25 protein-coding genes are annotated in these 22,917 nt (G+C 61.0%); 9 read left to right on the top strand and 16 right to left on the bottom strand.

Annotated elements, in window-relative coordinates; translation table 11 throughout:
- Nucleotides 1–10: 10 nt before the first annotated feature.
- The 7 genes from QM996_RS06330 to QM996_RS06300 form a co-directional block, all read right to left on the bottom strand.
- Complete coding sequence (locus QM996_RS06330; RefSeq protein WP_500269719.1) at nt 11–844, bottom strand: phosphatidate cytidylyltransferase; 834 nt, start codon at nt 842–844, stop codon at nt 11–13.
- Nucleotides 844–1,587: an isoprenyl transferase gene (locus QM996_RS06325; protein ID WP_173516390.1), complete on the bottom strand. Its 744-nt coding sequence runs from the start codon at nt 1,585–1,587 to the stop codon at nt 844–846. Before QM996_RS06325 ends, QM996_RS06330 begins: the two co-directional genes overlap by 1 nt.
- 37 nt (nt 1,588–1,624) lie before the next feature.
- Entirely contained in the window at nt 1,625–2,185 is a 561-nt protein-coding gene (gene frr / locus QM996_RS06320) for a ribosome recycling factor (protein WP_173516389.1), read from the bottom strand.
- Nucleotides 2,186–2,239: 54 nt separating this feature from the next.
- Nucleotides 2,240–2,962 carry a UMP kinase gene (gene pyrH, locus QM996_RS06315; RefSeq protein ID WP_247959054.1) on the bottom strand — a complete coding sequence of 241 codons (723 nt, stop codon included), beginning with the start codon at nt 2,960–2,962 and terminating at the stop codon, nt 2,240–2,242.
- 192 nt (nt 2,963–3,154) lie between these two features.
- Nucleotides 3,155–4,078 carry a translation elongation factor Ts gene (gene tsf / locus QM996_RS06310; protein ID WP_429816987.1) on the bottom strand — a complete coding sequence of 308 codons (924 nt, stop codon included), beginning with the start codon at nt 4,076–4,078 and terminating at the stop codon, nt 3,155–3,157.
- 253 nt (nt 4,079–4,331) lie between these two features.
- Nucleotides 4,332–5,099, bottom strand: a complete 768-nt coding sequence (gene rpsB, locus QM996_RS06305; RefSeq protein WP_173516386.1) for a 30S ribosomal protein S2 — start codon at nt 5,097–5,099, stop codon at nt 4,332–4,334.
- Nucleotides 5,100–5,283: 184 nt separating this feature from the next.
- Complete coding sequence (locus tag QM996_RS06300; RefSeq protein WP_500269718.1) at nt 5,284–6,111, bottom strand: cell envelope integrity EipB family protein; 828 nt, start codon at nt 6,109–6,111, stop codon at nt 5,284–5,286.
- 145 nt (nt 6,112–6,256) lie between these two features.
- Between QM996_RS06300 and QM996_RS06295 the strand changes: the two genes are divergently transcribed.
- From QM996_RS06295 to QM996_RS06280, 4 genes are read left to right on the top strand one after another with little or no spacing between them, the layout of a single operon-like run.
- Nucleotides 6,257–6,724, top strand: a complete 468-nt coding sequence (locus tag QM996_RS06295; RefSeq protein WP_173516384.1) for a RidA family protein — start codon at nt 6,257–6,259, stop codon at nt 6,722–6,724.
- A gap of 13 nt (nt 6,725–6,737) precedes the next feature.
- Nucleotides 6,738–7,463, top strand: coding sequence for a glycerophosphodiester phosphodiesterase (locus tag QM996_RS06290; RefSeq protein ID WP_429816980.1), 726 nt, complete (start codon nt 6,738–6,740; stop codon nt 7,461–7,463).
- A 4-nt stretch (nt 7,464–7,467) separates the two neighbouring features.
- Nucleotides 7,468–8,655: a GNAT family N-acetyltransferase gene (locus QM996_RS06285; RefSeq protein WP_500269717.1), complete on the top strand. Its 1,188-nt coding sequence runs from the start codon at nt 7,468–7,470 to the stop codon at nt 8,653–8,655.
- 40 nt (nt 8,656–8,695) lie between these two features.
- On the top strand, nt 8,696–9,118 hold the full coding sequence (locus QM996_RS06280; protein WP_500269716.1) for an HIT family protein: 423 nt from the start codon (nt 8,696–8,698) through the stop codon (nt 9,116–9,118).
- Nucleotides 9,119–9,219: 101 nt separating this feature from the next.
- On the opposite strand, the gene QM996_RS06275 is transcribed toward QM996_RS06280, so the two are convergent.
- The 8 genes from QM996_RS06275 to QM996_RS06240 all read right to left on the bottom strand — a co-directional run bounded on the left by QM996_RS06275 (nt 9,220) and on the right by QM996_RS06240 (nt 16,168).
- The gene (locus tag QM996_RS06275; RefSeq protein ID WP_500269715.1) at nt 9,220–9,564 is read right to left on the bottom strand and encodes an AzlD domain-containing protein; all 345 of its coding nucleotides are present in this window, start codon (nt 9,562–9,564) and stop codon (nt 9,220–9,222) included.
- Nucleotides 9,561–10,298: an AzlC family ABC transporter permease gene (locus QM996_RS06270; RefSeq protein WP_500269714.1), complete on the bottom strand. Its 738-nt coding sequence runs from the start codon at nt 10,296–10,298 to the stop codon at nt 9,561–9,563. The genes QM996_RS06275 and QM996_RS06270 overlap by 4 nt, the downstream gene beginning before the upstream one ends.
- An 83-nt stretch (nt 10,299–10,381) precedes the next feature.
- Nucleotides 10,382–12,895, bottom strand: coding sequence for an ATP-dependent Clp protease ATP-binding subunit (gene clpA, locus QM996_RS06265; protein ID WP_500269713.1), 2,514 nt, complete (start codon nt 12,893–12,895; stop codon nt 10,382–10,384).
- A 9-nt stretch (nt 12,896–12,904) separates the two neighbouring features.
- Nucleotides 12,905–13,258 carry an ATP-dependent Clp protease adapter ClpS gene (clpS, locus tag QM996_RS06260; RefSeq protein WP_173516377.1) on the bottom strand — a complete coding sequence of 118 codons (354 nt, stop codon included), beginning with the start codon at nt 13,256–13,258 and terminating at the stop codon, nt 12,905–12,907.
- Between the two features lie 240 nt (nt 13,259–13,498).
- Nucleotides 13,499–13,855, bottom strand: a complete 357-nt coding sequence (locus tag QM996_RS06255; protein ID WP_173516376.1) for a phasin family protein — start codon at nt 13,853–13,855, stop codon at nt 13,499–13,501.
- A 279-nt stretch (nt 13,856–14,134) separates the two neighbouring features.
- The gene (locus tag QM996_RS06250) at nt 14,135–14,338 is read right to left on the bottom strand and encodes a DUF3126 family protein (protein ID WP_034796738.1); all 204 of its coding nucleotides are present in this window, start codon (nt 14,336–14,338) and stop codon (nt 14,135–14,137) included.
- A 100-nt stretch (nt 14,339–14,438) separates the two neighbouring features.
- Nucleotides 14,439–15,266, bottom strand: a complete 828-nt coding sequence (gene cysE / locus QM996_RS06245; protein WP_429816962.1) for a serine O-acetyltransferase — start codon at nt 15,264–15,266, stop codon at nt 14,439–14,441.
- A gap of 95 nt (nt 15,267–15,361) precedes the next feature.
- On the bottom strand, nt 15,362–16,168 hold the full coding sequence (locus QM996_RS06240; RefSeq protein ID WP_500269712.1) for an alpha/beta fold hydrolase: 807 nt from the start codon (nt 16,166–16,168) through the stop codon (nt 15,362–15,364).
- A 167-nt stretch (nt 16,169–16,335) separates the two neighbouring features.
- Here QM996_RS06240 and QM996_RS06235 point away from each other — a divergent pair, with 167 nt between their 5' ends.
- Nucleotides 16,336–16,581 (top strand): zinc-finger domain-containing protein, encoded by a 246-nt coding sequence (locus QM996_RS06235; RefSeq protein WP_057255736.1) that lies wholly within the window; start codon nt 16,336–16,338, stop codon nt 16,579–16,581.
- Between the two features lie 9 nt (nt 16,582–16,590).
- The gene (locus tag QM996_RS06230) at nt 16,591–17,757 is read left to right on the top strand and encodes a Rossmann-fold NAD(P)-binding domain-containing protein (RefSeq protein WP_500269711.1); all 1,167 of its coding nucleotides are present in this window, start codon (nt 16,591–16,593) and stop codon (nt 17,755–17,757) included.
- A 153-nt stretch (nt 17,758–17,910) separates the two neighbouring features.
- On the opposite strand, the gene QM996_RS06225 is transcribed toward QM996_RS06230, so the two are convergent.
- Nucleotides 17,911–19,101: a cystathionine beta-lyase gene (locus QM996_RS06225; RefSeq protein ID WP_500269710.1), complete on the bottom strand. Its 1,191-nt coding sequence runs from the start codon at nt 19,099–19,101 to the stop codon at nt 17,911–17,913.
- A gap of 339 nt (nt 19,102–19,440) precedes the next feature.
- Here QM996_RS06225 and QM996_RS06220 point away from each other — a divergent pair, with 339 nt between their 5' ends.
- From QM996_RS06220 to QM996_RS06210, 3 genes are all read left to right on the top strand, one after another.
- Complete coding sequence (locus QM996_RS06220; RefSeq protein WP_500269709.1) at nt 19,441–20,466, top strand: amino acid ABC transporter substrate-binding protein; 1,026 nt, start codon at nt 19,441–19,443, stop codon at nt 20,464–20,466.
- A 92-nt stretch (nt 20,467–20,558) separates the two neighbouring features.
- The gene (locus QM996_RS06215; RefSeq protein WP_500269708.1) at nt 20,559–21,752 is read left to right on the top strand and encodes an amino acid ABC transporter permease; all 1,194 of its coding nucleotides are present in this window, start codon (nt 20,559–20,561) and stop codon (nt 21,750–21,752) included.
- Between the two features lie 4 nt (nt 21,753–21,756).
- Nucleotides 21,757–22,914 (top strand): amino acid ABC transporter permease, encoded by a 1,158-nt coding sequence (locus tag QM996_RS06210; protein ID WP_500269707.1) that lies wholly within the window; start codon nt 21,757–21,759, stop codon nt 22,912–22,914.
- The last annotated feature ends 3 nt before the right edge of the window (nt 22,915–22,917 follow it).

Below are 22,917 nucleotides of genomic sequence, written 5' to 3'. Positions count from 1 at the left end.
GCGATCGGCATCAAGGGCCGAGCAGGACCGAACCGAAGGCGATCTGGCGCCCGTCGCTGACGAAATACTGAATCATGACCAGAATCAACGCCGCGACGCAGGCGAATATCAAACCGTCGACTCGATCCATGACTCCGCCGTGCCCCGGAATGAGACGACTCGAATCCTTCACGCCAAAGCGCCGCTTGATGAAGGATTCGAACAAATCCCCAACCTGGCTGGCAACCGAAAGCACCAGGGCAATGATCGGGATCCGAAGATCTTGCAGCGAAAAGTATGCCATAAAAACGGCAATACCGGCGAGGATGCCACAAATCGTGCCGCCGACGGCACCCGACCAGGTCTTGCCGGGCGAGATGCGCGGCGCGAGCTTCGGGCCACCGATCGCGCGACCGGTGAAATAGGCCAAAATGTCGGTTGCCCAAACCACGGCAAAGACGAACAAGGTTGCGATCAGACCGAGATCGTCGGCGCCACGCAGCGCCGCCAGCGAGATGCCGGTGAGGCCCGCATAGGCAATGCCCCCGGGCAGCCACCAGCTCGTCTTTTGAACAAGGACCCAAAGCAATGCGGCGCCGATGCCGAACGCCAGGAAGGGAAGGCTGTAGCCGATATAGCCGGTGACGACCAGACCTGCGATCACCGCCATGGAGAGCCAACCGAAGGCATTACCCTGGAAGTCGCGCTCAACAAGGCCGGTGATCGTCGACCACTCGTAGTAGACAAGAAGCGCGATCAGGACGGAAAGGAACTGGAAAGCGAGCCCGCCGAACCAAGTCGCAGCGAGAGCGACCGCTGCGAGCACCACTCCCGAAGCGATGCGAAGCTTGAGTTCAGTTTGCATCAGGAACCAACCGCCCGCGTCGGCTCGACCAATCCGCCAAAACGGCGCTCCCGGCAAGCATATTTCTCCAGAGCCGCCAGGAAGGTCTCACGTGTGAAATCGGGCCAAAGTTCGGGAACGAAGATCAGCTCGGAATAAGCGCCCTGCCAGAGCAGGAAATTCGACAAACGTTCTTCGCCGCTCGTACGGATGATGAGGTCCGGATCAGGTATATCGGCGGTGTCGAGCGCGGCCGCAATGCGTTCCTGGTTGATGTCCTCTGGACGCAAGCGTCCTTCGGCGACATCGACGGCGAGGCGACGCATCGCTCGGCTCAACTCGTCCCGCGCGCCGTAGTTGAAGGCGATAACCAGGGTAATTCCGGTGTTCGCCCGCGTCGTTTCCTCGGCCTCGATCAACAAGGGCAGGATGTCGCCGCGCAGGTTCGAGCGGTCGCCGATGACACGGATGCGGACGTTCTCGCGGTGCAGGTCGGCGAGATCCCGGCGGATGAAGGTCTTGAGCAGCCCCATGAGGTCGCTCACCTCCGGTTCCGGTCGGCTCCAGTTTTCCGAGGAGAACGCAAAAAGCGTCAGATAGCGAATACCCAGTTGGGCCGCCGTCTTGACGGCATCGCGAACGGTCTCGACGCCTTTGCGATGCCCCATGGTGCGCGGTAACCCACGCGCGTTCGCCCAACGCCCGTTGCCATCCATGATGATGGCAACATGTTCAGGAACGGTCGTGGAGATGAGGTTTTGCATAAGGCGTCCGCGAAAGGAGACTCAGATCACGAGCAGATCAGACCTGCATGATTTCCTTTTCCTTCTCGGCGAGCAAGCGGTCGATCTCGGAAATCGTTTCGTCGGTCATCTTTTGCACGCGCTCGGACTGAGAACGGCTGATATCCTGACCGATTTCGCCATCCTTTTCGGCTTTTTTCAGGTCATCCATACCGTCGCGGCGCACGTGGCGTACGGCTACCTTGGCTTTTTCAGCATAGTCGTGGGCCACCTTGACCAGCGACTTGCGGCGCTCTTCGTTGAGCTCCGGCAACGGAATGCGCAGGTTCTGGCCGTCGATGATCGGATTGAGGCCGAGGTTTGATTCGCGAATGCCGCGATCGACGGCGCCAACCATCTGCTTGTCCCAGACCGAAACGGACAGCATGCGCGGCTCGGGAACGGTGATGTTGGCAACCTGGTTGAGCGGTACGCGCGAGCCGTAGGCTTCAACGGTCACCGGATCGAGAACGTTCGCCGACGCCCGGCCGGTACGAAGCGATGCAATATCGCTCTTGAATGCGGAAATGGCGCCATCCATGCGACGCTTCAGTTCCTTCAGTTCAACACCTTCACTCATGGTCGAAACTCCCGTTCTATCATTCGCCGGCCCGAGGGCCGTTCTGCGGCGTACTTAGTTGTCTGTGACGATGGTCGCGCGACCGCCGCCGGTCAAGATTTCCGCGAAACCACCCTTTTCGTGGATCGAGAAGACGACGATCGGAATGGTATTTTCGCGTGCCAGCGCGACGGCGGCAACATCCATGACGGCCAGGCCCTTTTCAAGGACCTCGCTGTGGGTCAAGCGATCGAAGCGGGTCGCTGTCGGATCCTTCTTCGGATCGGCAGAATAGATACCATCGACCTGGGTGCCCTTGAAAATGGCCTGAGCCCCCATTTCCGCCGCGCGCAGCGCCGCAGCCGAGTCCGTTGTAAAGAAGGGATTGCCGGTGCCGCCGGCGAAGATCACGACGCGGCCGAGCGAAAGATGATGAAGCGTTGCGCGCTGCGAGAAGCTTTCGCAGATCTCCGGCATCGCGATCGCCGAAAGCACAACCGTGTCGATGTCGAGCTTGCGCAGCGACGTTGCCAGCGCCAGCGCGTTGATGACCGTTGCCAGCATGCCCATGTGGTCGCCGGTGACCCGGTCTCCACCTTTGGAGGCCACGGCGACGCCGCGGAAGATGTTACCGCCACCGACGACGACACCGACTTCGACGCCCATGGCGCGCGCTTCGGCGATGTCGGCGGCGATGCGGTCGGCGACCGCCACGTCGATACCGAAGCCTTGGCTGCCCATCAGGGCTTCACCGGAGGCTTTGAGGAGAACACGCTTGTAGATTGGCTCGGCCGGCATCATCGCTCCTGATCAGATCGGTGCGCGTGCACACGACAACGGCGCACAGCGCATAAGGACATATTGCGCTCTCCGGTTTCAACCGCTGCGGAGTCATTTCCGGCGGGTCCGGCGCATTGACGAAGCCCGATACACGAAGGGCACCGCGTTGTCACGCGATGCCCCGAGGTTTTCCCAATATGGGTGAAGAAATCAGCCCTTGGCGACGGCCGCGACTTCTGCGGCGAAGTCGGACTCTTCCTTCTCGACGCCTTCGCCGAGCAGCAGCCGAGCCATGCCGGTCACTTCGATCGGTGCGCCAGCAAGCTTTTCAGCGTCCTTGACGGCCTGACCGACAGTGATTTCCGGGTTCATGACGAAGGCCTGCGACAGCAGGGCGACTTCTTCGAAGAACTTGCGCATGCGGCCTTCGACCATCTTTTCGATGATGTTGTCCGGCTTGCCCGAAGCGCGCGACTGTTCGATGAAGACGTTGCGCTCGCGCTCGGCGACAGCTGCGTCGACTTCTTCAGCGCGGATCGCCAGCGGGTTGGTCGCAGCGATGTGCATGGCGACCTGACGGCCGACCGAGTACAGCACTTCCTTGTCGCCGACCGACTTCAGCGCGACGAGAACGCCGAGCTTGCCGATGCCGTCGCCGGCAGCGTTGTGGATGTAGGTTGCGACAACGCCGTCTTCGACCTTGAGCAGAGCCGCGCGACGCAGCGTCATGTTCTCGCCGATCGTGGCAATCGCGTCCTTGATCGATTCGTCGACCGACTTGCCGGTCGCCGGATAGTTTGCGGCGGCAATGGCTTCAACCGTGCCGTCGGTGCCGAGCGCTACGTTGGCAACGCCGCGAACGAGTTCCTGGAAGGCTTCGTTACGGGCAACGAAGTCGGTTTCGGAGTTGATTTCGACGACGACGGCCTTGGCGCCGCCGCTGACGATGCCGACGAGGCCTTCGGCAGCCGTACGACCCGACTTCTTGTCGGCCTTCGCGATACCCTTGGCGCGCAGCCAGTCGATCGCTGCTTCCATGTCGCCGTTGGTTTCAGCAAGTGCCTTCTTGCAATCCATCATGCCTGCGCCGCTCTTTTCGCGCAGTTCCTTCACCATTGCTGCAGTCACAGTCATCTTTTTTGCCTCTTTGTCTGTTTGGCGGGGTGTACCCGCGCATGGCGCGATGCCAGGAGGTTTGGCAGGGAATGGCTTTTCAATGTGACACCGTGATGAATGCATCACGCTGATGTTGCTCGGATCCAACGATCCGAACGGATCGGCGCCATCCCCGGCTGAAAAGAACAAGGCCGTTCAGACTTTCATCACAAACGGCCTCGTCCCGACATTTCATTGGGGGCGACAGGGGTTATCTGCCGCCAGGGCCCGATCAGGCGTCGGTGGCCTCGTCGAGTGCCGGCTCGACCGGAACTTCGGCAGAGGCGCCGAGGTCACGGCCTGCTGCGCCCTGCTGGCGTGCGATGCCATCAATGGCAGCGCGAGCGATGAGGTCGCAGTAGAGAGCGATGGCGCGCGAAGCGTCGTCGTTGCCCGGGATCGGATAGTCGATCTGGTCCGGATCGCAGTTCGAGTCGATGACGGCGACGACCGGGATGCCGAGGCGCTTGGCTTCGTCGATCGCGATCGATTCCTTGTTGGTGTCGATGATGAACATCAGGTCCGGGGTGCCGCCCATGTCGCGGATACCGCCGAGTGCGCGGTTCAGCTTTTCGCGCTCGCGCTCGAGGTTCAGGCGTTCCTTCTTGGTGAAGCCCGAAGCTTCCGAAGCGAGGATTTCGTCGAGCTTGCGCAGGCGCTGGATCGAGTTCGAAATCGTCTTCCAGTTGGTCATCATGCCGCCGAGCCAGCGAGCGTTGACGTAGTACTGGGCCGAACGCTTGGCAGCGTCAGCGATGATTTCCGAAGCCTGGCGCTTGGTGCCGACGAACAGAACGCGGCCGCCGTTGGCAACGGTGTCGCTGACGACCTGCAGGGCGCGCGACAGCATCGGTACGGTCTGAGCGAGGTCGATGATGTGAACGTTGTTACGATCGCCGAAAATGTACGGCTTCATCTTCGGGTTCCAGCGGTGCGTCTGGTGGCCGAAGTGAACGCCAGCTTCCAGAAGCTGACGCATGGTAAAATCAGGCAATGCCATGCCTTTTTCTCCTTTTCCGGTTGAACCTCCGCGAAGCGTCGAGCATGGTCTTTCGACCGGCCCACCGGCGGAACGATCCGGATTTCTCCCGGAACATCCCATGCTTCACGTGTGGAATGGGCAGCCCCTTAACCTCAACTGCCCGAGAAATCAAGACGCGAAAGCCGCTTTTTGGCGGGATCGCCTATTTGCAGTCCTCGGAATTGAACACTTCGAGGTCAGCGAGCTTTCCGCTGAGGACAAAATCACCGTAGTCCATCGTCAGGTCGCGGGTGATTCCGTTTTCATAGAGCTTGAACGACATGCGGTAGATCGGCAGTGCATCGCCGCTCTTGTCGTCGTTGAAATAGGAGATCGTCACCGGCCAATAGCTTTCGCTGCCGAACTTGCCGGCCTTGCCCGCATCCGGCTCATCGGCGGTGGGCTTGCGCGATTTGCCGACGAAGGTCGAGGTGATCAGCGTCTTGTCGCCCGAGTCGGAACCGTCGAAGATGCGCGCCTCGAACAGGCTTTCTCCCTTTTTCGCCCGCGAAATCACTTCCATCATGTGGGCGGTCGGGAACCGGCTGGCCGCGAGTTCCACCTCACGTTTGTCGGGCGCAGTCAACTCGACCTTGACGCCGGCCTTTTCCTCGTGCGCCGTGCCGCGCACTTCCTTATCCAGTTTCTCGTCCGTGAAGGAACGTGTCAGGAAGCGGAAGTTGCCGCTCTTCAGGTCCTCATAGGTGGTCGTCTGCTGGTCGGTGAGACGCACTTCCTCGCCGGTGTCGACCTGGGTCACGAAGCGGAAGCTGACCGTATAGCCCTCGCAGGCGGAGCCATTGAATTCATAGACCATACGACCATACATTCCGGCAATGCCCGAACGATCCGACGCGTCCTTGAGTTCGAGATCATAGACGGCGCGATGCGGCACGAGGATATTCGCACTCGCCGCCGTCGCGCCTGACGCCGTCATGACGGCGAGACAAACGCTGCCCAGTGTGACGAGACCGAAGCCTTTATGAAACATCCGTTTCCTCCTGTTGGACTCGCCGGCAATGCTATAAACAAGCGTTCGGCAGAAGCGAGGCGGTGATTGCAGGAAAAGCCGGCCCCCCGCCGCGATCCGGCCTGAATGCAGGATTTTAACACAAAAGACAACAATGGAGCTTTCCATGTCCGCAGAGATCGAAACGCGCCTCAAGGACCTCGGCGTCACCCTTCCCCAGGCTGCGACCCCGGTCGCGAACTATGTGCCGTACGTGATCAGCGGCTCCATGCTGTACATCTCCGGGCAGCTTCCGATGGAGGACGGCAAGGTCGCCGTGACGGGCATTGTCGGCAAGGATGTTGACGTCGCCCGCGCACAGCGCGCCGCCGAACTCTGCTCGATCAATATTCTTGCACAGGCAAAATCCGCACTCGGCGGCGACCTCGGACGCATCCGTCGTCTCGTAAAGATCAACGGCTTCGTCGCCTCGACGCCGGAATTCACCGAGCAGCATCTGGTCATCAACGGCGCCTCCAACCTGCTGGCAGGCGTGCTCGGCGAAGCCGGTAAACACGCCCGCGCCGCCGTCGGCATGGCTTCGCTTCCCTTCAATGCCGCCGTCGAAATCGACGCGGTCATCGAGATCGCCTGATCAGGTGCCCGGCATGGCTGATATTTCCTGGCTGAAGGCCCAACCGATCGCCCATCGCGGTTATCACGACATGAACAGGCAAGTGTGGGAGAATACGCTCTCGGCATTTTCGCGCGCCGTCGAGGCAGGTTTCGCGATCGAGTGCGACCTGCAATACACCGCCGACAGCATCCCGGTCGTCTTCCATGACGACGACACCCAGCGGCTATGCGGTATCAAGGGCGACGTTCGCTCACGCACCGCCGGCGAGCTCGGCCTGATGGCGATTGGCGGGACCAAAGACAAGGTGCCGACGCTGACCCAGATGCTGCGGCTGGTCGACGGCAAGGTGCCACTCATCATCGAACTCAAGGGCCGCAAGGGCGACGACGAAGGCTTTGCCGCCGCCGTTCTGGAGACCCTCGAAGGATACAAGGGGCACGTCGCCCTGATGAGCTTCGATCACTGGCTGCTCAAGGATCTGAAGGCGCTCGACGCACCCTACCCGCTCGGCCTGACCGCGGAAGGCGCCAATCCCGAAACCTTCTTCGTGCATGAGGAAGCGATGCAGTTGGGGCTCGACTTCATCTCCTACCACTACGGCCACCTGCCGAACTCGTTCATCACCAAGGAGCGGACACTCGGCAAGACGATCATCACCTGGACCGTGCGCGACCGGCAGGCCGAGGCTTACACTTACGCCCATGCGGATCAAATGACCTTCGAGGGTTTCGATCCGCGGGAGGCCCTGGTTTCCTGAATTGATGTCAGACGCCGTCACCATCCGTATAGCCCAATCCTTCGCCGATGTGCCGGCAGCACGTTGGAACGTGCTTTCCGGTGCGTCGAAGGAGCATCCCGACGGCGTCTACAATCCATTCCTCTCGCATGCCTATCTCTCCGCTCTCGAAGAATCCGGATCGGCTACCGCCAAGACCGGCTGGCTCGGCCAGCACCTGCTTCTCGAAGGATCGGACGGCCATCTGCGCGGCGGGCTTGTCTGCTATCTGAAGAGCCACAGCCAGGGCGAATATGTCTTTGACCACGGCTGGGCTGATGCTTTTGAGCGGGCGGGCGGGCGCTACTATCCGAAACTGCAAAGCTCCATCCCCTTCACGCCGGCCACCGGACCGAGACTGCTTACGGCGCCGGGAGAGAACGAGCGGTCGGCGCAGGATGCGCTTGCCGCGGGCTTGAAGGAGCTTGCGCGCAGGCACGATGTCTCGTCGGCGCATGTCACCTTCGTGCCGGAAGCCGAGATGCCTGCCCTCGAGCGTGCCGGCTTCCTGCACCGCACCGACCAGCAGTTCCATTTCTCCAACGAGGGTTACGGATCGCACGCCGATTTCCTGGAGACCCTTGCCTCGCGCAAGCGCAAGGCACTCAAGAAGGAACGCAGGGCTGCGCTCGAAAACGGCATCTCGATCGACTGGCTGACCGGTCGCGACCTGACGGAAGCGATCTGGGACCAGTTCTTCGCCTTCTACATGGACACCGGCGGCCGCAAATGGGGTCGTCCCTATCTGACACGCGCCTTCTATTCGCTGATCGGCGAGCGCATGGCCGACGATATCCTGCTGGTGATGGCGCGCCGCAATGGGCGCTACATTGCCGGCGCGATCAACTTCATCGGCGGCGACGCACTCTACGGCCGTCACTGGGGCTGCATCGAGGACCATCCGTTCCTGCATTTCGAAGTCTGCTACCACCAAGCGATCGACTTCGCGATCGCCAAGGGCTTGAAGCGGGTCGAGGCCGGTGCCCAGGGCGAACACAAGCTCGCGCGAGGCTACATGCCCGTCACCACCCATTCGGCGCATTTCATCACCCATCCGGGGCTCGCCCGCGCGGTCGCCGACTATCTTGACCGCGAGCGCAGGGATGTGGAGGAAACGGGCGAGATTCTTGCAGAACACGGTCCTTTCCGCAAAGGTGAGCGGCAAGACGACTAGACCGCTTCGGCGAGGGTCGGCCTGCGCCAATTCACGAGGAATGACAATGAGCTACGACGACAACAACATCTTCGCCAAGATCCTGCGCGGCGAAATTCCTTCGCATCGCGTCTACGAGGACGATGCAACGATCGCGTTCATGGATGTCATGCCGCAGGCCGAAGGCCATTTGCTCGTCGTTCCGAAAGCGCCCTCGCGCAACCTGCTCGATGCCGATCCGGCGACGCTGCCAACGCTGATTGCCACCGTGCAGAAACTGGCGGTCGCGGCGAAAGAGGCCTTCGAGGCGGATGGCGTCACGGTCATGCAGTTCAACGAGGCACCGGCCGGTCAGTCAGTCTTCCACCTGCACTTCCATGTCATTCCGCGGCGCGCGGGCGTGCCGCTGAAGCCGCATTCCGGTACGATGGAAGACGGCGCCGTGCTGGCTGCCAATGCCGAAAAGGTTCGGCAGGCGCTCTGATCGCGCCTTCAATCTCTTCCTGAGTTGTAATTCCGGCGAGACGGTTCCCTTGCTCGGCGGATGGCTTTTTCAATCCGCCTGTCTTCGGCGAAGATGAGCGCTCAGAAACCAAGCAACCAGAGCCCCGACGCAAGCCCTGCGATGGCGGTCGCTATCCCGATCGCCGGCTTTCGGCCGAAGAGAAAGAAAGCCACGGTCCCAAGCGCAACGGATCCCGTGCGCAGCCAGAGTGGCGATTGCTCGAGCACACCCGTCGGATAGAGGACGAGCTTGGCGATGACCGCAGCGACAAGAGCGGTCGCGACCGCCCTCACCCAGTTCAGCGCCTCGGAATCATCGCGCAGCTTGTTGCCGGCAACGACGCCCAGCCAGCGCCAGATGTCGGTTGCCAGCCAGCCGGCGATCGCGATGAAGGCATAGGGCCACCAACCGTCCTGCCACGTCATGCGCCCACCTCCTTGCGTTGGCGCCAAAGGCGCTCGACCAGCCAGGCGAGCGTGCCGCCAACAAGGCCGGCAATCAGGATATCGAATTCCGGAAACAGCCAGTAGAACAGCGGCCCGCCGGCGAGGCCGAACAGGAGCGCGACGTAAACGACAGGGTGCCGCGCGGAATGCCATATCGATGCGAGGAAATAGACGGGTGTCAGGAAGAAGAGGCAGCCGGCGACGATCGGCGGGAAGTCCGCGACGAAGTGGTAGACGACGGCGACCAGCAACATGTTTGTCGCGACGAGCGTGATGCCGAAGCCGGCAAAGAAGGCGGCACGCCGCCCGCGCGGCACCTTCGGCACCTTCTCCATTGCGAACACCCAGGCGGTGATCGCGATGAAGTGCGACAGCAAGAGGAGCAGCCATGTCGGCGTTCGCGACGTGCGCAATTCCGGAACGAGCGCCGCAACCATCGGCATCAGACGAACGGACGACAGCGAAACCGCCAGGAACGCGGCCGCAAGGTTTGCGCCGCTCATCATCGAACCGACAAGGATAACCTTGGCCGGAAGCGCCCAGACGATGCCGGTCATGAAGACGACCTGCTGCACCGGAATTCCAGCCTGCGCCGTCAGCGAGCAGAAGCCGACGAAGGACAGCATCAGGATGAAGGCCGGCAGGCTGAAGATGCCGCGCATACCCCTTCCGAACCAGGCGAGCGAAGATTGCTCGTCTTCTTCCTTATTCATCGGCACTTCCGGACTGTCTTTGACTCAGAAAAACGGTGCCGGATGGTTCGCATCCGGCACCGTCGAACATTTCCTGCACGCGCCTATTTCTTGCGCGGCACCTTCGGCACCGTGCGGCCCTTTCTCGGAGCCGCGTCGCTGGCGCCAGCGTCGCCACCCGACGACGCCTTGGCGGCAGCCTTCTTCGGCTTGGACTTCGACGCAGGCTCGGCGCCCACTTCTTCCTTGTCCTCGGCCTTCTTCGGCTTTGTCTTCATCGCCGGGCGGGAAACCTCCGCCTTCGGCTTGATCGGCGTGGTTTCGGGAACGGCATCCAACAGCAAGCCCTTGGTGCCATCGGCCTTGGTGCCGATCGTCACCTTGACGACGCCGCCCTTCTTCAGCTTGCCGAAGAGGATTTCATCGGCGAGCGGCTTCTTGACGTTTTCCTGGATGACACGCGCCAGAGGCCGGGCACCCATCTTCTCGTCGTAGCCCTTCTCGGCAAGCCAGGCGATCGCCTCGGGCGCGAGGTCGAAGGTGACGTTGCGCTCGGCAAGCTGGGTCTCCAGCTGCATGACGAACTTCTGTACCACCTGGTGGATGACCGGGGTCGGCAGCGAAGCGAACGGGATCACCGCGTCCAGACGGTTGCGGAATTCCGGCGTGAACAGGCGGTTCAGCGCCTCTTCGTCCTCACCCGTGCGCTTGGAAGAACCGAAGCCGATGGCGGCGCGGGCCATTTCCGATGCGCCGGCATTGGTCGTCATGATCAGGATGACGTTGCGGAAATCGATCTTCTTGCCGTTATGGTCGGTCAGCGAGCCGTGATCCATGACCTGCAACAGGATGTTGAACAGGTCCGGATGCGCCTTCTCGATCTCGTCGAGCAGCAGCACGCAATGCGGATGCTGGTCGACGCCATCGGTCAACAGGCCGCCCTGGTCGAAGCCGACATAGCCGGGAGGTGCACCGAGCAGGCGCGAAACCGTGTGCCGCTCCATGTATTCCGACATGTCGAAGCGCAGAAGCTCGACGCCGAGCGACGTCGAAAGCTGCTTGGCGACTTCCGTCTTGCCGACGCCAGTGGGGCCGGAGAAGACGTAGCAGCCGATCGGCTTGTTCGGTTCCCGCAGGCCGGCACGCGCCAGCTTGATCGACGAAGCGAGTGCTTCGATCGCCAGGTCCTGGCCATAGACGACCGAGCGCAGCTCTTTTTCGAGGTTGGCGAGCACGGCCTCGTCGTCCTTGGAGACGGACTTCGGCGGGATGCGTGCCATCGTCGCGACCGTCGCCTCGATCTCCTTCTCGGTGATCAGCTTACGGCGCTTTCCGGCCGGCAGCAGCATCTGCGCCGCGCCGGACTCGTCGATCACGTCGATCGCCTTGTCGGGCAGCTTGCGGTCGTTGATGTAGCGGGCCGAGAGCTCGACAGCCGCCTTGATCGCCTCGTTCGAATATTTCAGGTGGTGATATTCCTCGAAGTAGGGCTTCAGCCCCTTCATGATCTCGATCGCATCGGCAATTGTCGGCTCGTTCACGTCGATCTTCTGGAAGCGGCGGACGAGCGCCCGGTCCTTCTCGAAGAACTGACGGTATTCCTTGTAGGTCGTCGAACCGATGCAGCGGATGGCGCCGGAAGACAGCGCCGGCTTCAGCAGGTTGGAGGCATCCATCGCGCCACCCGACGTGGCGCCGGCACCGATGACGGTGTGGATCTCGTCGATGAAGAGCACGGCGCCCGGATAGTCCTCCAGTTCCTTGACGACTTGCTTCAGGCGCTCCTCGAAATCGCCGCGGTAGCGCGTGCCGGCGAGCAAGGTGCCCATGTCCAGCGAGAAGATGGTCGCATCCTGCAGCGCCTCCGGTACCTTCTTTTCGACGATCCGCTTGGCAAGGCCCTCGGCGATTGCCGTCTTGCCGACGCCGGGGTCACCCACATAGAGCGGATTGTTCTTGGAACGGCGGCACAGCACCTGGATGGTACGGTTCACCTCGGCGTGACGCCCGATCAACGGGTCGATCTTGCCGGACTTCGCCTTTTCATTGAGGTTGACGCAATAAGCAGTCAGAGCATCCTGCTGCTTCTTGGGGCCGTTTTCCTCGGTGTCGCGCGAAGGCTTCTGCTCGGATTCGTGATCGTCGGCGCCGCGCACCGGCCGAGACTCGGAACTGCCGGGGCGCTTGCCGATACCGTGCGAAATGAAGTTGACGGCATCGTAACGCGTCATCTCCTGCTCCTGCAGGAAATAGGCAGCATGGCTCTCGCGCTCGGCGAAGATGGCAACCAGCACGTTGGCGCCGGTCACTTCCTCGCGGCCGGACGACTGGACGTGGATCACCGCGCGCTGGATGACACGCTGGAAGCCCGCCGTCGGCTTGGAGTCCTCATCGTAGCCGGTCACGAGATTGGAGAGCTCGTTGTCGACATAATCCGTCACGGTCTTGCGCAGCGTCTCGAGATTGACGTTGCAGGCGCCCATCACGGCTGCCGCGTCGGCATCGTCGATCAATGCCAAAAGCAGATGCTCGAGCGTGGCGTATTCATGATGGCGCTCGTTGGCAAAAGTCAGTGCCTGGTGCAGCGCCTTTTCGAGGCTGGGCGAAAATGTTGGCACGTTAGTTCCTCATTTCTTTTCCATGACGCATTGCAACGGATGCTGATGCTGCCGGGCAAAATCCATCACCTGCGTCACCTTGGTTTCGGCGACCTCATAGGTGAAGACGCCGCATTCTCCGACGCCATGATTGTGGACGTGGAGCATGATACGGGTCGCCTCTTCCGGGTCCTTCTGAAAGAAGCGCTCCAGAATGTGGATGACAAACTCCATCGGCGTGTAATCGTCATTCAAAAGCAGAACACGATACAAACTTGGCTTTTTGGTCTTCGGCTTGGTACGCGTGATGACGGACGTGCTGCGGTTGTTGCCGTTTCCCTCGTCATCGCTACCTTGCTGCATCCGGACCGGCATGGCGATCATTCTTGTCAGTTCCTTGTACAGCAGCGACCCCATTGAACACGGCCGCAGCGTGCTTGCCCTTTATCTAATGGTTCGTTTTCAGATTTTAAGACCGAACCAACGCACTGCAATCATAATCGCACGACCACGCGCAAGATTGATCAACTTTCTTCGAGCCGCTCACAGCAAAAGCGAGAAAACAAAAGGGCCGGTCGCAATTGCTGCGACCGGCCCTCGAGAAACTTGTTCCGTGTTCGGCGATCAGGCGGCGGCAGCGGCGGCCTTGACTGCTGCCGTTGCCTTGGCAACCGGCGCTTCGTAGGGCTTGTAAGCATCCTTGGCGAGATCGGCGTACATTTCGCCGATCTTCGTAGCCTCGGCGACGAAGCCTTCGTAGCTCGACTTGATGTAGTTGGTCTGCAGTTCGAAAGCAGCTTCGACACTCTTGGTGGCCGACAGCTTCTCGACGTGCGCAACACCTTCTTCGAAGGACTTCTTGGAATAGTCGGCAGCTTCGGTCGCGATAGCCTGGAGGCCCTTGGTCCAAGCGGAATAGCTCTTTACAGCCACGTCAATGGCTTCTTTGCTCTTCTTGTTTGCATCATCGAAGTTGAACATCCGGTGTCTCCTTAGTGACGGCCTGATCTGGAGGCTTCAGTTTATGTGCACTGCACAAAAAGTCAAGACGAGTGTGCAACGCAATAAAATACAACGGATGCAACAACTTGATGAAAAAATGCCGTCGAGCGTAAAATTTCCTTCGATCTTTGCCGGAAGACGAAAGATGAATGCCGCGAGCAATTGCCCAAAGCGACATCAAGGCTTCACCAGAAACAATAAGCCCCAAAAATCACGGGGATTTTCGGGGCTCGCTACTTTGTTGTCCGTCGTCAGGACTTAGAGGTCGATGTCGAGGATCGCCATGGAGAAGTTGTAGGAAAGCTCGCCATCTTCCTCATCGCGGAAAACGACACCGAGGAACTCGTCACCGAGATAGACCTCAGCGGACTCGTCCTTCTTCGGGCGAGCCTTGACGACCATCTGCTGGTTGAAGGTGCGCTTGAAATAGGCTTCAAGCTTGCGGATTTCTTCGGGCTTCAAAACACGTCTCCGTAGCCGTTTATCTGTGCGGCGCTTCTCGCACGCTGCATCGCCGGGTGTAAACCCCTCGAAAGAGGCTTACGCACCGGTTCCCGCATGTTCAGATATCGAAGCTGCTCAGGATCTGGTCCATCTGACGCGACGGCTCGGAGCAACCGGCCTCGCCCACCACCTTCGCCGGCACGCCTGCGACGGTCGACTTCGGCGGTACCGGTTTCAACACAACCGACCCAGCGGCGACACGCGAGCAATGGCCGATATGGATATTGCCGAGGATCTTGGCGCCGGCGCCGATCAGGACTCCATCGGCGATCTTCGGATGGCGATCGCTGCCTTCCTTGCCCGTACCACCGAGCGTCACGCCGTGCAGGATAGAGACATTGTCGCCGATCACGGCCGTCTCGCCGACGACAAGACCGGTGGCGTGGTCAAGGAAGATGCCGCGGCCGATGCGGGCGGCCGGGTTGATGTCCGTCTGGAAGACGCTCGACGAACGGCTCTGCAGATAGAACGCGAAATCCTTGCGGCCACGCTTCAAGAGCCAATGGGCCAGCCGGTGCGTCTGGATGGCGTGGAACCCCTTGAAATAGAGCACCGGCTCGATGAAGCGGGTGCAGGCGGGATCGCGGTCATAGACCGCCTGGATATCGACGCGCAGAATGGCGCCCCATTCCGGCCAATCCTCGAGCATCTCCGAGAACGTCTGCCGCAACAGGTTCGCCTGGAGATCGGGATGATCCAACCTCTCGCAGATGCGATAGATCACGCTTTCTTCGAGCGAGTGCTGATTGACCACCGTGGAATAGAGGAAGGCGGCAAGCATCGGGTCCTGCTCGGCTGCCACACGGGCTTCCTCACGCAGGCTGTTCCAGATCGGGTCCATCACCTTCAATGCTTCCGTCTGGCGAAGTTCGGTCTTGGCGACCATCGTCGCTCTCCTTCCTGTCCGTCCTGCAGTCAATATAGGGGAAATCCGACATGACTTAAATGGCCCGGCCTCAGTTCCACTCTCGGTCGAGCAACTCAGGAGCGGGCAAGCGTACGGTGCTCTCCGCCCACTTCCTCGAGGAACTCGAGTACGGCCTTCTTGAAAACCCGATCACCAACCGCGAGCATATGGTCCCGGCCCGGAATATCAAGCGCACGCGCATTGGGCATCAGTGCCGCCAGTTCCTGCGGCGAGCCGGCAATGTCGTCCTTCGTCCCGACGCCGATCAGAGCCGGCACGTCGATCCGCCCCATGTCCTCGGCGGTCAGCAGATCACGGGATGTCGAGATACAGGCCGCAAGCGCCTGCCTGTCGCTCTTGGTCTGGTCGGCAAAGGCGCGGAACATGCGGCCGCGCGCATGGGTCACGACTTCCAGAGAGGGCGCCACCAAGGCGTCGGCAATCGGGTCCCAATCCCCTACGCCTGTCACCATGCCGATACCGAGGCCGCCGAAGACCAGCGAGCGCACCCGGTGGGGATGTGCGAGCGCCAGAAATGCGGAGATGCGCGCGCCCATGGAGTAGCCCATCACATGCGCCTCGGCGATTCCGAGATGGCCCAGAAGCGCTACGGCATCGCCCGCCATCTGCTGCGGATGATAAAGTGCCGGATCATAGGGTTTGCTGCTGATGCCATGTCCGCGATTGTCGAGCGCGATCACCCGGTAACCGGCATCGCCCAGCGTCTTCAGCCAGCCCGGAAACACCCAGTTGACGTTGGCGCTCGAGGCAAACCCGTGAATGAGCAGAATGGGTGCGCCGGCTGGATCACCTTCGTCGAAGAAGGCGATCTCCAGGCCCTCGTGGGTAAAGCGGGAAAACGGCGGCGGATTGAGATCCATCTTTATCATCCTAGGGTATCGATCCGGTGCAACCTAGTTCGTCGCCCTGGCGAGTGAAACCCCGCCCCGGCAAAAACCACAGCTGCGGCGTGTTTGCCGCTACACTTTTGCAGCAAAGCTCACTATGGTGCCGGCAACTTTCAGACTTGCATTCATCGGAGCATGACATGGCCGGCCACAGCATCCCGCACTTCCAGAACGACGGCGGACATCAGGCAATCGAAATCGGCGTCAAGGAATTCATGTGCACCGGCGCGTCCATTCCTTACGATCACCCGCACATCTTCATCGATATGGGCGACGACAACGAAAAGGTCTGCTCCTACTGCTCCACGCTCTATCGCTACAATCCGAAGCTGAAGGCGACGGAAACCAATCCGCCCGGCTGCCTCTTCGCCCACAAAGCCGCCTGACAAGCCACGATGTCGCGCGCTGTCGCGATCATCGGCGCCGGTATCGGCGGGCTTACGGCCGCCTTGTGCCTCGCCCGCCGAGGCTTCGCGGTTGACATCATCGAGCGGGCCGAGGCACTGACCGAGGTTGGCGCCGGCCTGCAACTGTCACCGAACGCCTCGCGCATCCTCATCGGGCTCGGTCTCCTCGCAAAGCTCGAAGGCTACTGGAGCGAGCCGGAGTACATCGGCCTGGTCGACGGCGTAACCCTGAGCCCTCTGGCCAGCGTAGCGGCTGGCGCTTTCGCCCGCCGCCGCTGGCATGCCCCCTATGCCGTCATGCATCGCGCGAGCCTGCAGAAGGTCTTGCTTTCCGCCGTCGAGGCCGAGCCTCACTGCCGCCTGCAGCTTGGGCATCAGATCGATACTCCCGACGAGCAGACGATTGAAAGACTGACGGGGCGCCGCCCGGACATCATTATCGGCGCCGACGGGATCTGGTCGCGATTGCGCAACAGCGTACCCGGTGCCGGCCGCGTAAGCTTCTCGGGCAACGTCGCCTGGCGCATGACGCTCGCGCGTGACACGGCCGCGGGCCTCCTCAAACCGAACCAGGTGACGGCGTTCCTCGGTCCTCGCGCCCATCTCGTCGCCTACCCGTTGCGGGAAGTTGACGGCTTCAATCTCGTCGCGATCATCGAGGGCAAGGAGACCGACGCCGTCTGGGTCGGCAAGGATTCGGACGAGCGGCGCCAGGATTGTCTGAATGCTTTCTCGCGCTGGAATGCAGGCATCCGCTCGCTGCTCGAAAAGGCTGCGGCTCCCACCTATTGGCCATTGTGCACTGTGGACGACGGCGCCTGGCAAGACGGGCGAAAGACCGTGCTGATCGGGGATGCGGCTCATGCGATGACGCCTTTTGCGGCACAGGGCGCAGCCATGGCAATCGAGGACGCCTTCGAGCTTTCCGACTGCCTGGCCGCCGGCACCGATGTCCCGCTGGCACTGGCGACATTCGAAGCGAGGCGCCGACCACGCATCGCCCGGGTTCGCCGGCGTGCGGCATTCAATCACTTCGCCTACCATGCCCGGGGGCCTTTCCGCCTCGGCCGCGACATCGTCCTGAAACTCAAGGGACCGGACGCGCTCGCCGCCGACCTCGACTGGCTCTACGGCTACGGCGCCCAGCGGCCCTAATTCCGACGCACCGCATATCTTTTAAATCGGCCGCGATTCGAGGGCGAAAACAGGCGCCTCCGCGCGTCCGACAAGACGCGCGCCCCTGCGGCGCTCAGCCTTCGATAATCGATGGTAGCGAGGCGCCGCGAATGGTCGCGGCGCCTATTTTCGTCAGACGGCGTTCGCCGCCGCCAATCCCGCTTCGATGTCGCGGCGGATATCCGGCACATCCTCGAGGCCGATCTGCAGGCGGATGACCGGCCCTTCCGTCGGTGCCAGCGCGACCTTGCGATCTCCCAGGCCGACGTGAACGGCGAGACTTTCGAACCCGCCCCAGGAGTAACCCAGCCCGAAGAGCTTCAGCGCGTCGAGGAAAGCGTGCGCCTTGGCCTTGAAACGATCGGGGCTTTCCGCCTTCAGGACAAAGGAGAAGATGCCGCTCGCGCCGCTAAAATCACGCTTCCAGAGTTCGTGGCCCGGGAAGCTTGGCAGCGCCGGATGCAGTACGCGCGCGACTTCGTCCCGCGTTTCAAGCCATTTCGCCAGCGTCAGCGCACTTTCCTGATGGCGTTCGAGACGGATGCCCATGGTTCTGAGGCCGCGCAGGATCTGATAGCTGTCGTCGGGCGAGACACAGACGCCAAGCGTGACCATCGCCTCCGTCAACGCCGGCCAATGCGCGGCGTTCGCCGACACGGTGCCGAAAAGCACGTCAGAATGACCGGACGGATATTTGGTGGCCGCATGGATCGATACGTCGACGCCATGGTCAAGCGGCTTGAAATAGACCGGCGTCGCCCAGGTATTGTCCATGGTGACGACGCAGCCGTGGCGATGGGCGGCGGTGGCAATCGCGCGGATATCCTGCATCTCGAACGTGTTCGAGCCCGGCGCTTCCGTGTGCACCAGACGCGTGTTCGGGCGGATCAGCGATTCGATACCCGCACCGATCATCGGATCGTAATATTCGACGGTGACGCCGAGACGCGTCAGCATCGTGTCGCAGAAGTGGCGCGTCGGGAAATAGACCGAATCGACGATCAATGCGTGGTCGCCCGCTGAAAGGTAAGCGAGGAACGGCACCGTCACCGCAGCCAGACCCGAGGGCACCAAAATCGTCCCCGCGGAACCTTCGAGCTCGTTGATCGCGTCGCAAAGCGCATCCGTGGTCGGCGTTCCGCGCGTTCCGTAGGTGTATTTCTGCGCGCGCGTTTCCATCGTCTTCGCATTGGGAAACAGCACGGTGGACGCATGCACCACCGGCGGATTGACGAAGCCGAAATAGTCGGAGGGATTGTTGCCGCTATGAGCGAGACGGGTGTTGATGCCCCTCTTGCCATTCACATTGCCGCTGTCTGCCATTGCATGTTCCGCTTCTGATTTCGAATGAGAAACTCTTCGAATGAGCTACAACCGCGGTCAAGTGGCAAAAATCATGGAGTGTCGTTTTGGCAGTTATTGGCGGGCATTTGGCGATTTTTCGTCCAGCGCCCGCTCGCTTTCCCCAAAAGCTGCCTAACTTTCTGGCTTGTTTCGAGTTTTTCACATGCAAAATCAGAAAATCGGCAGCCTCTCTTGACCCTCATGGAATTTGAGCATGAGATAGCCTGTACTCGCGCCAGGAGGGTGGCGGAGACTGCACGCGCCCGAAGAGGCGGCGTTGCAGACGGGAACTAACGACAACAGAAAAAGGTTCTAAAAATGGCAAGAAGAATTCTGACAGCTCTCGTTGGCGCTGCTGTCATGGGGATTGGCACACAGGCGGCTTCGGGCGCCACCCTTGACGACGTGAAGGCCAAGGGCTTTGTCCAGTGCGGCGTGAATACCGGCCTTGCCGGCTTCGCGGCACCGGATGCTTCGGGCAATTGGAGCGGTTTCGACGTTGACTACTGCAAGGCAATTGCCGCCGCGATCTTCGCGGATGGCAGCAAGGTAAAGTACACGCCCACTTCGGCCAAGGAACGCTTCCCGGCACTGCAGTCCGGTGAGGTCGACGTCCTTGCCCGCAACACTACCTGGACGATCAACCGCGACACCGCGCTCGGCTTCAACTTCCGCCCGGTCAACTACTATGACGGCCAGGGCTTCATGGTTCGCAAGAGCCTGAACGTGAAGTCGGCCCTCGAGCTTTCGGGCGCAGCCGTCTGCGTGCAGACCGGTACCACCACCGAACTCAACCTTGCCGACTACTTCAAGTCCAACAACCTGCAGTACAACCCGGTCGTCTTCGAAAAGCTCGAGGAAGTGAACGCTGCCTATGACGCCGGCCGTTGCGACGTTTACACCACCGACCAGTCGGGCCTCTATTCGTTGCGCCTGACGCTGTCGAAGCCCGACGATCACATGATTCTGCCGGAAATCATCTCGAAGGAGCCGCTTGGTCCGGCCGTTCGCCAGGGTGACGACCAGTGGTTCGACATCGTCAGCTGGGTCCACTACGCCCTGATCCAGGCCGAGGAGTTTGGTATCACCCAGGCAAATGTCGAAGAAATGAAGAAGTCCACGAACCCGGACGTTCAGCGCTTCCTCGGCGTCGAAGCTGACTCCAAGATCGGCACCGACCTCGGCCTGACCAACGAATGGGCCGTGAACATCATCAAGGCCGTCGGCAACTACGGCGAAGTCTTCGACCGCAACATCGGCGTCGGCAGCCCGCTCAAGATCGAGCGCGGCCTCAACGCATTGTGGAACAAGGGCGGCATCCAGTACGCACCGCCGGTCCGCTAAGGCGATCTGACACGACAGGGGAAGCGGACCACCGCTTCCCCATCCCAACGATAAGAACACCCAAAAGGGTGAAAAGGGGAAAGAGGCATTGTATGGCGATTGGCGTCACAACTACGCCTGAGAAAAGCAAAGCGTCCGGGTCGATCATCAACGATCCGCAGGTCCGTGGCATCTTTTATCAGGTACTCACCCTCGTCGTTCTCGCGGCCTTCGTCTATTGGGTGGCCGACAATACGATCGAGAACCTCAAACGGGCGAACATCGCCTCGGGCTATGGCTTCCTGAAGGGGCGCGCCGGCTTCGACGTCGGACAATCGCTGATCGCCTATACCAGCGATTCAACCTATCAGCGCGCACTGTTCGTCGGCCTGTTCAATACGCTGCTCGTGGCGGTCTGCGGCATTGTGACGGCCACCGTCATCGGCTTCACGGTCGGCATCGGCCGATTGTCACACAACTGGCTGATCGCCAAGTTGTCGCTCACCTATGTCGAAGTGTTCCGGAACATCCCGCCGCTGCTCGTCATCTTCTTCTGGTACAGCGGCGTCCTGGCGATCCTGCCTCAGCCGCGCGAATCGGCGGCGCTGCCGCTGAACATGTTCCTGAACAATCGCGGCCTCGCCTTTCCGAGGCCGATCCTCGGTGACGGCTGGCAATTCACGTTCTTCGCCTTCGTCGTCGCGATCGTCGCAAGCTTCGCGGTGGCGCGTTACGCGCACAAGAAGCAGGAAGCCACCGGACAGCGCTTCCCGCTTCTGTGGACCGTTGTCGGTCTCCTCATCGGCCTGCCGCTCGTGACATTCCTCGCGAGCGGATCGCCGATCACCTTCGACGTTCCGATTGCCGGAAAGTTCAACCTCACCGGCGGCTCGGTCATCGGACCGGAGTTCCTGTCGCTGTACCTGGCACTCTCGTTCTATACGGCGGCCTTCATCGCGGAGATCGTGCGCGCCGGTATTCGTGGCGTTTCCAAGGGGCAGACGGAGGCCGCGCATGCGCTCGGAATCCGACCGCGCCTGACGACTCGCCTCGTTGTCGTTCCGCAGGCGCTGAGGATCATCATTCCGCCGCTTACCAGCCAGTACCTGAACCTCACCAAGAACTCGTCGCTTGCCGTCGCGATCGGTTATGCGGATCTCGTCGCCGTCGGCGGCACGATCCTCAACCAGACGGGTCAGTCGATCGAGGTGGTCACGATCTGGATCGTCGTCTACCTGTCACTGAGCCTCGCGACATCGCTGTTCATGAACTGGTTCAACGCCCGCATGGCCCTGGTGGAGAGATAAGACAATGAGCACACACCAGGCAACTTTCGTCCGGGCTTCGATGATCGAAGCTTCGGCTCCGCCGATCGCAGAAGGCGGCATCGTCCACTGGCTGCGCCAAAACCTTTTCGCCACGCCGAAGGACACGGTGCTCACCATCATCGCCGTGCTTGTGCTCGCGTGGCTCCTGCCCCCGGCGATCCAATGGCTGTTCCTTGACGCCGCTTGGACCGGAGGCGGGCGTGGCGTCTGCGCCACGGTTGCACAGGGCGGCGCGCAGCCGGAGGGCTGGAGCGGCGCATGCTGGGCCTTCGTCAATGCGAAGCTCGATCAGTTCGTCTACGGGCGCTACCCGCTCGAAGAACGGTGGAGGCCGACCCTTGTCGGCATCCTCTTCATAGTTTTCCTCGTGCCGATGTTGATGCCGAAGCTCCCTTACAAGAGCATCAACGCCATTTTGCTGTTTGCGGTGCTGCCGGTCATCTCCCTGATCGTGCTTCCCGGCGGCTGGTTTGGGCTGACCTTCGTCGAAACGCCGCTTTGGGGCGGCCTGATGGTGACGCTCATTCTCTCCTTCGTCGGCATCGCGGTGTCGCTGCCTTTCGGCATTCTCCTGGCGCTCGGCCGACGATCGCACATGCCGGTGATCAGGATGCTTTGCACCGCCTTCATCGAACTGGTGCGCGGCATTCCGTTGATCACGGTGCTGTTCATGGCCAGCGTCATGCTGCCCTTGTTCCTGCCGCAGGGCGTTACCTTCGACAAGTTCCTGCGCGCGCTGATCGGTGTCTCGCTCTTCGCCTCCGCCTATATGGCTGAGGTGGTGCGTGGCGGCCTGCAGGCCATTCCCAAGGGGCAATATGAGGGGGCCGATTCCCTTGGCCTCAGCTACTGGCAGAAGATGAACCTGATCGTGCTGCCTCAGGCGCTGAAGCTGGTGATCCCGGGTATCGTGAACACCTTCATCGGCCTCTTCAAGGATACGTCGCTGGTCTCGATCATCGGCATGTTCGATCTGCTCGGCATCGTTCGCTTCAACTTCACCGATGCAAACTGGGCCTCCTCGGTCACACCGATCTCGGGTCTAATTTTCGCTGGCTTCATATTCTGGCTTTTCTGCTTCGGTATGTCGCGCTATTCAGGCTTCATGGAACGCGTGCTCGACACGGCCCATAAACGATAAAAT

It is taken from the genome of Sinorhizobium chiapasense (genome assembly GCF_045277575.1).
Lineage (GTDB): Bacteria > Pseudomonadota > Alphaproteobacteria > Rhizobiales > Rhizobiaceae > Ensifer > Ensifer chiapasense_A.
Note: the sequence above shows the minus strand (reverse complement) of the source record. Positions and strands in the feature narration are given on the sequence as shown.

Bases quoted from the DNA above. Each gene is read 5' to 3' on its own strand.
- QM996_RS06330 (WP_500269719.1), bottom strand. From the start codon at position 844: ATGCAAACTGAACTCAAGCTTCGCATCGCTTCGGGAGTGGTGCTCGCA.
- clpS (WP_173516377.1), bottom strand. From the start codon at position 13,258: ATGATCGCCATGCCGGTCCGGATGCAGCAAGGTAGCGATGACGAGGGA.
- QM996_RS06240 (WP_500269712.1), bottom strand. From the start codon at position 16,168: ATGGATCTCAATCCGCCGCCGTTTTCCCGCTTTACCCACGAGGGCCTG.
- QM996_RS06295 (WP_173516384.1), top strand. From the start codon at position 6,257: ATGTCCGCAGAGATCGAAACGCGCCTCAAGGACCTCGGCGTCACCCTT.
- QM996_RS06220 (WP_500269709.1), top strand. From the start codon at position 19,441: ATGGCAAGAAGAATTCTGACAGCTCTCGTTGGCGCTGCTGTCATGGGG.
- QM996_RS06210 (WP_500269707.1), top strand. From the start codon at position 21,757: ATGAGCACACACCAGGCAACTTTCGTCCGGGCTTCGATGATCGAAGCT.
- QM996_RS06270 (WP_500269714.1), bottom strand. From the start codon at position 10,298: ATGAATAAGGAAGAAGACGAGCAATCTTCGCTCGCCTGGTTCGGAAGG.
- QM996_RS06215 (WP_500269708.1), top strand. From the start codon at position 20,559: ATGGCGATTGGCGTCACAACTACGCCTGAGAAAAGCAAAGCGTCCGGG.
- QM996_RS06275 (WP_500269715.1), bottom strand. From the start codon at position 9,564: ATGACGTGGCAGGACGGTTGGTGGCCCTATGCCTTCATCGCGATCGCC.
- QM996_RS06285 (WP_500269717.1), top strand. From the start codon at position 7,468: ATGTCAGACGCCGTCACCATCCGTATAGCCCAATCCTTCGCCGATGTG.
- QM996_RS06325 (WP_173516390.1), bottom strand. From the start codon at position 1,587: ATGCAAAACCTCATCTCCACGACCGTTCCTGAACATGTTGCCATCATC.
- QM996_RS06300 (WP_500269718.1), bottom strand. From the start codon at position 6,111: ATGTTTCATAAAGGCTTCGGTCTCGTCACACTGGGCAGCGTTTGTCTC.
- QM996_RS06235 (WP_057255736.1), top strand. From the start codon at position 16,336: ATGGCCGGCCACAGCATCCCGCACTTCCAGAACGACGGCGGACATCAG.
- QM996_RS06230 (WP_500269711.1), top strand. From the start codon at position 16,591: ATGTCGCGCGCTGTCGCGATCATCGGCGCCGGTATCGGCGGGCTTACG.
- pyrH (WP_247959054.1), bottom strand. From the start codon at position 2,962: ATGCCGGCCGAGCCAATCTACAAGCGTGTTCTCCTCAAAGCCTCCGGT.
- frr (WP_173516389.1), bottom strand. From the start codon at position 2,185: ATGAGTGAAGGTGTTGAACTGAAGGAACTGAAGCGTCGCATGGATGGC.
- QM996_RS06225 (WP_500269710.1), bottom strand. From the start codon at position 19,101: ATGGCAGACAGCGGCAATGTGAATGGCAAGAGGGGCATCAACACCCGT.
- QM996_RS06280 (WP_500269716.1), top strand. From the start codon at position 8,696: ATGACAATGAGCTACGACGACAACAACATCTTCGCCAAGATCCTGCGC.
- tsf (WP_429816987.1), bottom strand. From the start codon at position 4,078: ATGACTGTGACTGCAGCAATGGTGAAGGAACTGCGCGAAAAGAGCGGC.
- rpsB (WP_173516386.1), bottom strand. From the start codon at position 5,099: ATGGCATTGCCTGATTTTACCATGCGTCAGCTTCTGGAAGCTGGCGTT.
- QM996_RS06255 (WP_173516376.1), bottom strand. From the start codon at position 13,855: ATGTTCAACTTCGATGATGCAAACAAGAAGAGCAAAGAAGCCATTGAC.
- cysE (WP_429816962.1), bottom strand. From the start codon at position 15,266: ATGGTCGCCAAGACCGAACTTCGCCAGACGGAAGCATTGAAGGTGATG.
- QM996_RS06290 (WP_429816980.1), top strand. From the start codon at position 6,738: ATGGCTGATATTTCCTGGCTGAAGGCCCAACCGATCGCCCATCGCGGT.